Here is a 12404-nt window from a genome sequence, read left to right on the forward strand (position 1 = left end):
GCTCCCCGCCCGGGGCGTCAGCCCTGGGCGTCCGCGGCCTCGACTTCCTCCCGGGTGATCCCCAGCAGATACAGCACCGTGTCCAGGAACGGCACGGTCACCGCGGTGTGCGCCGCCTCCCGGACCAGGGGCTTGGCGTTGAAGGCCACCCCGAGGCCCGCCGCGTTGAGCATGTCCAGATCGTTCGCCCCGTCGCCGATGGCCACCGTCCGCGACAGCGGCACCCCGGCCTCGGCGGCGAACCGGCGCAGCAGCCGCGCCTTGCCCGCCCGGTCCACTATCTCCCCGGTGACCCGGCCGGTCAGCTTGCCGTCCACGATCTCCAGGGCGTTGGCCGCGGCGAAGTCCAGCCCGAGCCGCTCCCGCAGCGCGTCCGTGACCTGCGTGAAGCCCCCGGAGACCACACCCACCTGACAGCCGAGACGTTTCAGCGTGCGGATCAGCGTGCGCGCCCCCGGCGTCAGCCGCACCTCGGCACGGACCTTGTCCACCACGGACTCGTCCAGCCCCGCCAGCAGCTTGACCCGCGCGTGCAGCGACCGCTCGAAGTCCAGCTCGCCCCGCATCGCCGCGGCCGTCACCGCCGCGACCTCCTCCTCGCAGCCGGCGTGCGCCGCGAAGAGCTCGATCACCTCGTCCTGGATGAGCGTGGAGTCCACGTCCATCACCACCAGCCGCGGCGCCCGCCGCTGGAGCCCGGAGGCGACGACCGCCACATCGACGGCCCGCGCCGCGGCCTCCATGGCCAGCTCGGTGCGCAGCTCCTCCGTCGGCACCCCGGAGACGTCGAACTCCACCGCGGTCACCGGGTACTTGGCCAGCCGGTAAATCCGGTCGATGTTCCCGCCGGCGCCCGTTATGCGCGCCGCGATGGCCGCCGTGACATCGGCGGTCAGCGGGTTCCCCAGGACGGTGACGTGCGAGCGGCCGGTGCCGCGCGCCGGGTTGTCGCCGATGCCGGAGATGATCTCGGCCTGGAGCCCCACCGACTCCGCCCAGGAGTGCACCGTGGCCCGCAGCTCGCCCTCCGTGCCCGCGCCTCGCGCCGGGGAGGTCACCAGGGCGCACAGGGTGATCCGGCCCCGGGTGACGACCTGCTCCAGATCGACGACGTCCACCGCGTAGGAGGCCAGGGTCTGGAAGAGCCCGGCGGTGAGGCCGGGCCGGTCCTTGCCGAAGATCTTCACCAGCAGGGTGGGAACGTGTTCGGTGCCATCAGGACCGCCCGGGCTGTCCGGGTGGTGTTCGGCCATGTGTGCAGGGGTCATGATCCCTCCACCGTATCCGCTGCCGGCGACAGCGCCGTGTCTCGTCCGGCCCCTGGACACGACGGGGAGATGAACGTCACGGAGTCGCTGACGCTCTGCACCAGCTTGGTGACTTTCGAGGGGCGGGTTCCCGTTGCCGGTCCAAGCCTGGAATAGTTCCCCCACGATGTTCAACCATCCCCAGGCCTCCGGTCGGAGGTCTGTTCGGGGGACAACTTTGTGGGGCATGGAGTGCCGGAACTCGTACTCGAATTGAACGGACAAACCTGGACATTGGATCCTAACCGGGCGTACAGCCTGGGCAGAGATCCGCAAGGCGACCTCGTGCTGCAGGACGCCCGAGTCTCCTGGCGCCACGCCACCGTGCGGTGGAACGGCCAGAGCTGGGTCGTGGAGGACCTCGGCAGCACGAACGGCACCTATGTACAGGGGCAGCGCGTACAGCAGGCGCCACTCGGCCCGGGCGCGGTCGTCACCCTCGGCAACGCCACGGACGGCCCGCGGCTCACGTTCTCGGGGGCCACGCACATACCGCACCAGCAGCAGTACGCGCAGTACGACGCACCGGCCGCCGCCATGGCGGGCCAGCCGCCCGTGATGCAGCCGCAGCACCCCGTTCCGCCGCAGGCCCAGCAGCCGCCCCAGCACCAGCACCAGCCGCCGGCGCAGCACCAGCCGCCGCGGCAGCAGCAGGGCTACGGCGGCTCCGACCGCGGCGCCACCAGCCTCCACCAGCTCTCCATCGGCCAGGTGACCCGCATCGGCCGCGCCCTGGAGAACGAGCTGGTCGTCTCCGACCTCCAGGTCTCCCGGTTCCACGCCGAGTTCCTGGCCCACCCCGACGGCCGCTTCGAGATCCACGACCTCGGCAGCCACAACGGCACCTACGTCAACGGCCAGCAGTTGCCGAAGAACGGCCGCCGCTACCTCGGGCAGAACGACACCGTCGGCATCGGCCACTCCACGTTCCGCCTCGTCGGCAACCAGCTCCAGGAGTTCGTCGACACCGGTGAGGTCTCCTTCTCCGCCCGCCACCTCACGGTGCAGGTCAACAACGGCCAGTTGACCATCCTCAACGACGTCTCCTTCGGCGTCCCCGAGAAGTCGCTCATCGGCGTCATCGGCCCCTCCGGCTCCGGCAAGTCCACCCTGCTGCGGGCGCTCACCGGCTACCGGCCGGCCACCTACGGCGAGGTCCTCTACGACCACCGGAACCTGTACACGCACTTCGCCGAGCTCCGGCACCGCATCGGCCTGGTCCCGCAGGACGACATCCTGCACACCGCCCTCCAGGTGCGGACCGCGCTGCGGCTGGCCGCCAAGCTCCGCTTCCCCGGCGACGTCGCCGACGCCGAGCGCGACGCCCGCGTCGAGGAGGTCCTCGCCGAGCTCAAGCTCAGCCACCACGCCGAGAAGCGCATCTCCTCCCTCTCCGGCGGCCAGCGCAAGCGCGTCTCGGTCGCCCTGGAGCTGCTCACCAAGCCGTCGCTGATCTTCCTGGACGAGCCCACCTCCGGCCTCGACCCCGGCATGGACCGCGACGTCATGCAGCTCCTGCGCGGCCTGGCCGACGACGGCCGCACCGTTCTCGTCGTCACCCACTCCGTGGCCGAGCTCGGACTGTGCGACCGCGTCCTGGTGATGGCCCCCGGCGGCGGCGTCGCCTACTTCGGCCCGCCCGACGAGGCGCTGAACTTCTTCGGCTACGAGACCTGGGCCGACGTCTTCTCCGCCTTCGAGAACTACCGCGACTACGACTGGATGGGCCGCTGGCGCGGCTCCCAGCACTACCAGATGTACGCCGCCGACCTGGACGCCGTGCAGCCGCAGGCCACGCACTTCCAGCCGATGGCCGCCGCCCAGCAGAAGGCGCAGACCTGGGGCTCCCAGGTCTGGACCCTGATGCGCCGCTACGCCGCGGTCATCATGGCCGACAAGGGATTCCTCGGCCTCACGGTGGCTCTGCCCATCGTCCTCGGCGTGGTCAGCACCTTCGTTCCCGGCGACCACGGCCTCGGCTACGGCCTCGTCGAGAACAACGGCCGCAACGGCGACGCCAGCATCATCCTGCTCATCCTCGTCGTCGGCATGTGCTTCACCGGCTCGGCCAACGCCGTCCGGGAGCTCATCAAGGAACGCGTCATCTACGAGCGAGAACGCGCCGTCGGACTGTCACGCTCCGCCTATCTCATGTCGAAGGTGTTCGTCCTCGGCATCGTCACGGTCATCCAGGCCGCCATCCTCAGCACCATCGGCTTCATCCCCCGCGACATGCCGCCCGAGGGCGTGATCTTCGAGGACGCGCCCGCCCTCGAGATGACGTTCGTCCTGATGGTGCTCGGCTGCACCTCCATGATGGTCGGCCTGGTGATCTCCGCCCTGGTGCGCACCTCCGAGATGACCATGCCGCTGCTGGTCATGATCTCCGTCGTGCAACTCGTCTTCACCGGCGCCCTGTTCAAGGTGCACGGCAGCCTCGGCGTGGAGCAGCTCGCCTGGCTGATGCCCTCCCGCTGGGCCTTGGCCGGCACCGGCACCACCGTGGACCTCAACGTCCTGACCGCCTCGCCCACCGAGCCGGACCCCGACCCGATCTGGAAGCACGAGGCCGGCTACTGGCTGCTGGACATCTCGATGCTGATCCTGCTCGGCGTCGTCTGCGGCTACCTGGTGATGAAGTTCCTGCGCCGGCACGAGCCGGAGGTCATGCGCGACTGACCCGGCATTCCGCCGCTCAACGGCCGCGGCGCCCCCACTCCGGGGCGCCGCGGCCGTTCCGCGTCCCCCCGCATGAGCACCGTCGAAAGACCTAGGTCCACCGCCCCAGCCACCCCCCCGCCCCGGCCCGATCCGGCACCCCGCCCCGGCGCGTTACCGTCTCCTCATGGGCCAAAGAACCGGACTGGCCGCCGTCAGCGCCGCACTGCTCGCCATGAACCGCACCCGCGAGGTGCGCGACGTCCTCCAGACGATCGTCGCCTCCGCCCGGGAGCTGCTGGCCGCGCGCTACGCCGCCCTGGGCATCCCCGACGGCAACGGCGGCTTCGCCCAGTTCCTCGTCGACGGCGTCAGCGACCGCCAGTGGAAGGCCATCGGCCCGCTGCCCCGCCAGCACGGCATCCTCGCCGCCATGCTCCACGGCGCCACCCCCGTCCGCCTCGCCGATGTCCGCAAGGACCCCCGCTTCGAGGGCTGGCCCGCCGCCCACCCCGAGATGTCCGACTTCCTCGGCATGCCCATCGCCGACGGCGAGGAAGTCCTCGGCGCCCTCTTCCTGGCGAACAAGCGCTGCCCGCCCGGCCAGCCCAAGCCCGACGACGGCTGCGGCTTCACCGCCGCCGACGAGGAGCTGCTGCGCCTGCTCGCCGAGCACGCCGCCATCGCCCTCACCAACGCCCGGCTCCACGAACGCAGCCGCGAGCTGACCATCGCCGACGAACGCGCCCGCCTCGCCCACGAGCTGCACGACGCCGTCGCCCAGAAGCTGTTCTCCCTCCGCCTCACCGCCCAGGCCGCCGCCACCCTGCTGGAGCGTGACCCCGAACGCGCCCGCAGCGAGCTCGGCCAGGTCGCCGCCCTCGCCGCCGAGGCCGCCGACGAACTGCGCGCCGCCGTCATCGAGTTGCGCCCCGCGGCCCTCGACGAGGACGGCCTGCTGGCCACCCTGCGCGCCCAGATCCAGGTGCTCGACCGCGCCCACCCCGCCCGCGTCACCCTCCGCTGCGAGGACGTCAGGGCGCTGCCCGCCGCGCAGGAGGAGGCCCTGCTGCGGGTCGCGCAGGAAGCCCTGCACAACGCGCTGCGGCACGCCGACCCCAGCCACGTCGAGGTCAGCCTGTGCCGCCGCGGTGTTCGCGCCGTGCTGCGCGTGCGCGACGACGGCGTCGGCTTCGACCCGGCCGCGGTGCGCGCCGCCGGCCGCCACCTGGGCCTGGTGTCCATGCGAGACCGGGCCGCCGCGGTCGGCGGCGGCCTGACCGTGGAATCGGCGCCCGGCAAGGGCACCGTGATCGAGATGGAGGTCCCCGGTGGCTGACGCCATCCGCGTGCTGCTCGTGGACGACCACCAGGTGGTGCGCCGCGGGCTGCGCACGTTTCTGGAGGTCCAGGACGACATCGAGGTCGTCGGCGAGGCGGCCGACGGGAACGAGGGCGTCGCGCGCGCCGAGGAGCTGCGGCCCGACGTGATCCTCATGGACGTGAAGATGCCCGGCGGCGACGGCGTCGAGGCCCTGCGCAAGCTCAGCGAGCTGGGCAACCCCGCCCGCGTCCTCATCGTCACCAGCTTCACCGAGCGCCGTACCGTCGTGCCCGCGCTGCGCGCCGGCGCCGCCGGCTATGTGCACAAGGACATCGACCCCGGCGCCCTGGCCGGCGCCATCCGCTCGGTGCACGCCGGACACGTGCTGCTCCAGCCCGAGGTGGCCGGCGCGCTGCTGGCCCAGCAGGAGTCCGGCGGCGGCCGGGCCGGCACGCTGACCGAACGGGAACGGGAGGTGCTGGCCCTGATCGCCCGGGGCCGCTCCAACCGTGAGATCGCCCGCGCCCTGGTGCTCTCCGAGAAGACCGTGAAGACCCACGTGTCCAACATCCTGATGAAGCTGGACCTGGCCGACCGCACCCAGGCCGCGCTCTGGGCGGTCCGGCACGGCATCTCCGACTGACCCGATACCGCAGCTGGCCGGCCGGGGCCAAACCGGGCGGCCCCACCGGACCGAGATTCATACCGTCGTGTGGATGTAACCCGCTCGGCGCAACTTCGCGGGCGGCCCACCGTTCTGCATGGCATGCCACGGCGGATGGCCGCGGCAACGTGCAAGGAAGGTCTGGGAAGTTGAAGAACCTGAAGAAGGCCGCCGCGGTCACCCTCATGGTCGGCGGTCTCGCCGCCGCCGGCGCGGGCGTCGCCTCCGCGAGCGCGGACGCCACCGGCACCGCGGTGAAGTCCCCCGGTGTCGGCTCGGGCAACCTGGTGCAGGCGCCGGTTCACGTCCCGGTGAACGCGGTCGGCAACAGCGTCAACGTCATCGGGCTTCTCAACCCGGCGTTCGGCAACACCGGTGTGAACCTCTGAGCGTCCCCCCGGCGGCGCGTTGGGCCGATTGTGCGTAACGGGCAGTCAGCCCGTGCCGCGCGATCGGCCCACGCGTTGTGCAGCGCGACTCCGGCGACGGAGTCGCTGCACAGTTCTGTCCAGGAGGATCGCAACCATGAACACTGCCAAGAAGGCCGCCCTCGTGCTGGCCGCCACCGGCGCCATCGCCGGTGCCGCCACCGGCACCGCCTCCGCCACCGGGGGCGGTGCCGACAGCGGAGGCGGCGTCAACGGCGGCGGGGCGAGCGCGAAGGCCGTGGCCGTGAAGTCGCCGGGCGTCATCTCCGGCAACATCATCCAGGTGCCGATCGGCATCCCCATCAACGTCGTGGGGAACTCGCTCAATGTGGTCGGGATCCTCAACCCGGCGTTCGGCAACGTCGGCGCCAACGTCTGAGCCGCGCCCCCCGGCGAACGCGAGGCCCCCGGACCGGCCACCGGTCCCCGGGGGCCTTCGCGTGTCCCGCCCCGGCACGTCACCCGCGCTGCCGCTCCGCCTCCTCCGCGTAGGCGTTGTACGCCGCGACCCGCGCCCGCCGCGCGGCTCGCTCCACCGTCCGCAGCACCCGGTCCCGCTCCCCGATCTGCGCCGCGCTGACCGCCGCGCCGTGCCCCTCGTCTCCGGTGCCCCGCGCGATGTCCACCAGCGCGCCCACGCGCTGCGCCAGTTCGAGCACGCGCACCGCCCGCGGCGGATACCCCGGCGCCAGCAACTGCCGCCCCCGTTCCATCCGCGCCCGGTACGCCTCCAGCCGCGTCAGCGCCATCGGCCCCGCGCCCGCCACGTCCAGCCGTGTCAGCGCCTCGGTCGCGTCCCGCAGCACCTCCGCCAGCTCCCGCTCCGCCTCACCGAGCGACGGCACATCCGCCGGCGGCGCCTGCCGCACCGGCAGACAGCACCACACCACCTCCGTCAGCACGTCCCCGGCCGGCCCCGCCTCGCCGATGTCGGGCACCAGGCCCACCCCGGCCCCCGGCGCGAGCACCGCCTCCCCGGCCTCCAGCGCCGCCGCGTTGAACTCCGCCGGCCCGCTCAGGCCCAGCGGATGACCGGGAGCGGGCAGCGCGATCCGCAGCCCCACCACCCCCAGCGCACGCAGCCGGCCGAGCGCCAGCGTCAACCCGACCGCGCCCGGCTCATCCGGCAAACCGACGACGCGGTGCACCGCGTCGTCGCCCACCACCCGGGAAACGGCGTCATCCGGTGAGACAAGTCCGGCGAACAGCGCATTGCCCCAAGCCGCAAGGCGCCCCGCACGAGGTTCATCCAGCATGCCCTCTACCTTAGGGAAGTAGGCCCACCGGCCTCCTGGCGTCCGGTCCGGGGAGGCGGTGGCGTAGGTTGTGACCGACGGCGACTGCAAGGGGAGAGACCGCGCTCATGAGCGATGTACTGGAGCTGGTGGACGTATCCGTGGTCCGCGAAGGCCGGCCTCTGGTGGACAAGGTCTCCTGGTCCGTCGCCGAGGGCGAGCGGTGGGTCATCCTCGGCCCGAACGGCGCCGGCAAGACCACCCTGCTGAACGTCGCCTCCAGCTACCTGTTCCCCACCTCCGGCACCGTCCAGATCCTGGGCGAGAAGCTCGGCGGCGTGGACGTGTTCGAGCTGCGCCCCCGCATCGGCATGGCCAGCAGCGCGCTCGCCGACAAGCTGTCCCGCCGTCAAACGGTGCTCCAGACCGTCCTCACCGCCGCCTACGGCATGACCGCGGGCTGGCAGGAGACCTACGACGACGTCGACGAACGCCGCGCCCGCGCCTTCCTCGACCGGCTCGGCATGAGCGAGCTGCTGGACCGCAGATTCGGCACCCTCTCCGAGGGAGAACGCAAGCGCACCCAGATCGCGCGCGCCATGATGACCGACCCCGAACTCCTGCTCCTCGACGAGCCCGCCGCCGGGCTCGACCTCGGCGGCCGCGAGGACCTCGTCCGCCGCCTCGGCCGGCTGGCCCGCGACCCCTACGCGCCCTCCATGATCATGGTCACCCACCATGTCGAGGAGATCGCCCCCGGCTTCACCCACGTCCTCCTCATCCGCCAGGGCAAGGTCCTCGCCGCCGGCCCCGTGGACTCCGTGCTGACCTCCTCCAACCTCTCCCACTGCTTCGGCCTCCCGCTCATCGTCGAGCGCCAGGGCGAACGCTGGACCGCGCACGGCCTTCCGCTGACCTGACCTCAACAAGCCCTGTTCCCCGGCATGTCCGGGCCCCTACCATGGGTTTGTGGACTTTTGGGTGTGGTGGCTGATCGCCGCCGGAGGATTCTCGATCGCTCTCGTCCTGACCGCGATGCCGGAGTTGGGCATGCTCGCGGCCGGCGCCCTCGCCGGCGCGCTCACCGCCGGCATCACCGACAGCGTCGTGGTCCAAGTCATCGTCTTCGCCCTGGTGTCCACGGCCCTCATCCTCGCCGTGCGCCCCATCGCGCGCCGCGCCCGCGTCCAACCACCCGCGCTGCGCTCGGGATCCGACGCCCTCATGGGCAAGTCCGCCATCGTGCTGGAACGGGTCGACGCCACCAGCGGGCGGATCAAGCTGGCCGGCGAGGTCTGGTCGGCGCGCGCCCTCGGCGAGGACGACACCTACGAACCAGGAAGTCAGGTGAGCGTCGTCGAGATCGACGGCGCCACCGCCGTCGTGATGTGATGACTCGGTCGCCTCATCGACAATAGTCCCAACTCATCAAGCAGCAGGGGGAGTACACGATGGACGCCATCATCATCGTGCTGGTCATCCTGGTGGTGCTGGTCGTCATCGCGCTCGTCCAGACCATCCAGGTCATCCAACAGGCCAGCGCGGCCATCGTCGAGCGCTTCGGCCGTTACACCCGGACGCTGAACGCCGGCCTCAACATCGTCGTTCCGTTCATCGACCGCATCCGCAACCGCATCGACCTCCGCGAGCAGGTCGTGCCGTTCCCGCCCCAGCCGGTGATCACCCAGGACAACCTGGTGGTCAACATCGACACCGTCATCTACTACCAGGTGACCGACGCGCGGGCCGCCACCTACGAGGTGTCCAACTACATCCAGGCCATCGAGCAGCTCACCGTCACCACCCTGCGCAACATCATCGGCGGCATGGACCTGGAGCGGACCCTCACCTCCCGCGAGGAGATCAACGCGGCGCTGCGCGGCGTCCTCGACGAGGCCACCGGCAAGTGGGGCATCCGCGTCAACCGCGTCGAGCTGAAGGCCATCGAGCCGCCGACCTCCATCCAGGACTCGATGGAGAAGCAGATGCGCGCCGACCGCGACAAGCGCGCCGCGATCCTCCAGGCCGAGGGTGTCCGCCAGTCCGAGATCCTCCAGGCGGAGGGCGCCAAGCAGTCCGAGATCCTGCGCGCCGAGGGCGACGCCAAGGCCGCCGCGCTGCGCGCCGAGGGCGAGGCCCAGGCCATCCGCACCGTCTTCGAGGCCATCCACGCCGGCGACGCGGACCAGAAGCTGCTCTCCTACCAGTACGTCCAGATGCTGCCGAAGATCGCCGAGGGCGACTCCAACAAGCTCTGGATCGTGCCCAGCGAGCTCGGCGACGCGCTGAAGGGCCTCGGCGGGAACATCGGCAAGTTCACCGCGCCCAACGGCGGTGGCGGCGGCGACACCGGCGGCTCCGCCACCAACCCGCTGGACAAGCCCACGCGCCGCGAGCAGCCCCGCATCGAATAGGCCCCGCACCCCCGCACCGCGACGAACGCCCGCCCCCGGACCGGGGGACGGGCGTTTCGTCTCAGCAGGTCAGTCTCACGCGGACGCGGCCTCCGGCAGCGACAGCCAGTCCGGCAGCGCGTCGCCGTCCTGCGCGCCCAGGGCCAACAGCAGGGCGTCGGCCGGCGTCGGCTCGAAGGGCTGGGAGAGCAGCCGCATCCCCGCCTGGGCCGGCGTCCGGGCGCCCTTGCGGTGGTTGTCCTCCGCACACGCCGCCACCGTGTTAAGCCAGGTGTCGTCGCCACCCTGCGCACGGGGCAGCACATGGTCGATCGTGGTCGCCCGGCGACCGCAGTACGCGCACCGGTGCCGGTCCCGGACCAGCACGCCACGCCGCGACCACGGGGCCCGTTGTCGGAACGGCACCTTGACGAACCGCCGCAGCCGGATCACCTGCGGCACCGGCAGATCCACCGCCGCCGCGCGCACCCGCAGCCCGGGGTGAGCGTGCTCCACGACGGCCTTGTGCTGAATCACCAGCACCACGGCCCGCCGCAGGGACACCGTCGAAAGCGGCTCGTAACTCGCGTTGAGCACAAGGGTCTGCCGCATCCCGCCCACCTCCCGTTTCCCTCCCCGCCCCCGCGGCGGGCTGGATCCACTGTGCCCCCGCCCCGCCGGGCGGACAATGCAATTTCCCGGGGAGGGAACGAGAACGTCAGGTAACGGGCGTCCGACCGGAAATCAGCTCTCCGCCGGCGTCTCCCACTCGCTCATCACATGGGCCCGGCCGATCGCGTGGAAACGGAGCTGGAATCCGACAAACGCCGGCGAGGCGTTCTCGTCCGGCCCCAGCCGCTCGGTGTCAACCGCGTACACCGTGAAGACATAACGGTGCGGCCCGTCCCCGGGCGGCGGCGCCGCGCCGCCGAAGTCCCGCGTCCCATAGTCGTTGCGCGCGTGCACCGCGCCCGCGGGCAGCCCCGCCATCTCACCGCTGCCCGCCCCGGCCGGCAGCTCCGTCACGGACGCCGGGATGTCGAAGAGCACCCAGTGCCAGAAACCGCTGCCCGTCGGCGCGTCCGGGTCGAAGCACGTGACGGCGAAGCTCTTGGTGCCGGCCGGGAAGTCCGCCCAGCGCAGATGCGGCGAGACGTTGCCCGCCGCGTACACCTGGTCCTCCTTCAGCCGCGCACCGTCCTGCACGTCGTCGCTCACCACGCTGAAGGACGCCACCGGCGGGTGGAAGTCATGGGGAAGCGGACGCCGCCGCAGCTCGGACATGGGGAACCTCCTCGTCTGGGGATTCGCTGGCGGCGCTAGCCTAGTCAGCCGCGGACACGAGCACGTCGAGCAGGGAGGGGCGATGACCACGGATCCGACCGCGGCCCCGGTGCCGCGGGACTTCTTCGACCGGCCGGTCCTGGAGATCGCCCCCGAACTGCTGGGCCGCACCCTGGTCCGCACCCTCGGCGACGGCGAGATCACGCTGCGCCTCACCGAGGTCGAGGCGTACGCCGGCGAGCTCGACCCCGGATCGCACGCCTACCGCGGCCGGACCCAGCGGAACGCCACGATGTTCGGCCCGCCCGGCCACGCCTACGTCTACTTCACCTATGGAATGTGGCACTGCCTGAACCTGGTGTGCGGCCCGCCCGGCCAGGCCGGGGGAATCCTGCTGCGCGCCGGCGAGGTCCTGACCGGCACCGACCTGACCAGGCGTCGCCGCCCCACCGCCCGCCGCGACGCGGAGCTGGCGCGGGGCCCCGCACGGCTCGCCACGGCACTTGACGTGGACCGTACCCTGGACGGCACGGACGTCTGCGGCCCCGATCGGCGGGCCCCGCTGCGTCTGCTGCACGGCACACCGGTGCCGCGCCGGCGGATCAGCAACGGCCCCCGCACGGGCGTCGGCGGCGACGGAGCGGCCCACCCGTGGCGCTTCTGGATCGCCGACGACCCCACGGTGAGCCCCTACCGGGCACACCAGCCGCGACGCCGGAAGACTCGACTTGACGCGCCGGTGGCGACGCCGTAACGTAGGTCGAGTCGCCTGAAGCGGGTACCGCACCACAGCAGCCGAAAGGCAAGCTGGAGCGGAGACCCGCGGGTGCACCACCAAACAAGCACTGACTTCCCTTCCAGGGGCTTCTTCCGGCACGCCGGAAATGAACCCGAGGGAATGGGATTAGGAAGAATCCAGGAAGTCGGCTAATATGGTGGACACAGCGAAGGGAACGCCCGGAGGGTCCCGGTGAGGGATTCGATGGAAGCGTCCGTTCCTTGAGAACTCAACAGCGTGCCAAAAGTCAACGCCAGATTTTTTTGGTAACTATTCAGCGAGGAACATCTCGTGTGGATGGTTTCCTGTTTGGAAGCATTCACGGAGAGTTTG

At 71.4% G+C, this 12404-nt stretch carries 13 protein-coding genes; 9 read left to right on the forward strand and 4 right to left on the reverse strand.

Features of this window, described 5'->3' with window-relative positions:
* Positions 1-17: 17 nt before the first annotated feature.
* A complete protein-coding gene (gene serB / locus RM590_RS20045; protein WP_311706034.1) occupies positions 18-1253 on the reverse strand; it encodes a phosphoserine phosphatase SerB in 1236 nt (411 codons plus the stop codon).
* A gap of 246 nt (positions 1254-1499) precedes the next feature.
* Between serB and RM590_RS20050 the strand changes: the two genes are divergently transcribed.
* The 5 genes from RM590_RS20050 (at position 1500) to RM590_RS20070 (ending at position 6760) form a co-directional block, all read left to right on the forward strand.
* Positions 1500-3986, forward strand: a complete 2487-nt coding sequence (locus RM590_RS20050; RefSeq protein WP_311706008.1) for an FHA domain-containing protein — start codon at positions 1500-1502, stop codon at positions 3984-3986.
* Between the two features lie 166 nt (positions 3987-4152).
* The gene (locus RM590_RS20055) at positions 4153-5304 is read left to right on the forward strand and encodes a GAF domain-containing sensor histidine kinase (RefSeq protein WP_311706009.1); all 1152 of its coding nucleotides are present in this window, start codon (positions 4153-4155) and stop codon (positions 5302-5304) included.
* Positions 5297-5932, forward strand: a complete 636-nt coding sequence (locus tag RM590_RS20060; RefSeq protein WP_311706010.1) for a response regulator transcription factor — start codon at positions 5297-5299, stop codon at positions 5930-5932. The genes RM590_RS20055 and RM590_RS20060 overlap by 8 nt, the downstream gene beginning before the upstream one ends.
* Positions 5933-6102: 170 nt before the next feature.
* Entirely contained in the window at positions 6103-6342 is a 240-nt protein-coding gene (locus RM590_RS20065) for a chaplin (RefSeq protein ID WP_311706011.1), read from the forward strand.
* Positions 6343-6478: 136 nt separating this feature from the next.
* Positions 6479-6760: a chaplin gene (locus RM590_RS20070; protein ID WP_311706012.1), complete on the forward strand. Its 282-nt coding sequence runs from the start codon at positions 6479-6481 to the stop codon at positions 6758-6760.
* Positions 6761-6839: 79 nt separating this feature from the next.
* On the opposite strand, the gene RM590_RS20075 is transcribed toward RM590_RS20070, so the two are convergent.
* Positions 6840-7637, reverse strand: coding sequence for a hypothetical protein (locus RM590_RS20075; RefSeq protein WP_311706013.1), 798 nt, complete (start codon positions 7635-7637; stop codon positions 6840-6842).
* A 107-nt stretch (positions 7638-7744) separates the two neighbouring features.
* Here RM590_RS20075 and RM590_RS20080 point away from each other — a divergent pair, with 107 nt between their 5' ends.
* The 3 genes from RM590_RS20080 to RM590_RS20090 are packed head-to-tail and all read left to right on the forward strand — an operon-like array spanning position 7745 to position 10030.
* The gene (locus RM590_RS20080) at positions 7745-8536 is read left to right on the forward strand and encodes an ABC transporter ATP-binding protein (RefSeq protein ID WP_311706014.1); all 792 of its coding nucleotides are present in this window, start codon (positions 7745-7747) and stop codon (positions 8534-8536) included.
* Between the two features lie 49 nt (positions 8537-8585).
* The gene (locus RM590_RS20085) at positions 8586-9008 is read left to right on the forward strand and encodes an NfeD family protein (protein WP_311706015.1); all 423 of its coding nucleotides are present in this window, start codon (positions 8586-8588) and stop codon (positions 9006-9008) included.
* Positions 9009-9067: 59 nt separating this feature from the next.
* On the forward strand, positions 9068-10030 hold the full coding sequence (locus RM590_RS20090) for an SPFH domain-containing protein (protein ID WP_311706016.1): 963 nt from the start codon (positions 9068-9070) through the stop codon (positions 10028-10030).
* 75 nt (positions 10031-10105) lie between these two features.
* Here RM590_RS20090 and RM590_RS20095 read toward each other — a convergent pair whose 3' ends face one another.
* Positions 10106-10621, reverse strand: a complete 516-nt coding sequence (locus tag RM590_RS20095) for an HNH endonuclease (protein ID WP_311706017.1) — start codon at positions 10619-10621, stop codon at positions 10106-10108.
* Positions 10622-10753: 132 nt separating this feature from the next.
* Positions 10754-11293, reverse strand: a complete 540-nt coding sequence (locus RM590_RS20100; protein ID WP_311706018.1) for a YbhB/YbcL family Raf kinase inhibitor-like protein — start codon at positions 11291-11293, stop codon at positions 10754-10756.
* Positions 11294-11375: 82 nt separating this feature from the next.
* Between RM590_RS20100 and RM590_RS20105 the strand changes: the two genes are divergently transcribed.
* Positions 11376-12047: a DNA-3-methyladenine glycosylase gene (locus RM590_RS20105; protein WP_311706019.1), complete on the forward strand. Its 672-nt coding sequence runs from the start codon at positions 11376-11378 to the stop codon at positions 12045-12047.
* The last annotated feature ends 357 nt before the right edge of the window (positions 12048-12404 follow it).

This window comes from Streptomyces litchfieldiae, assembly GCF_031845365.1.
Lineage (GTDB): Bacteria > Actinomycetota > Actinomycetes > Streptomycetales > Streptomycetaceae > Streptomyces > Streptomyces litchfieldiae.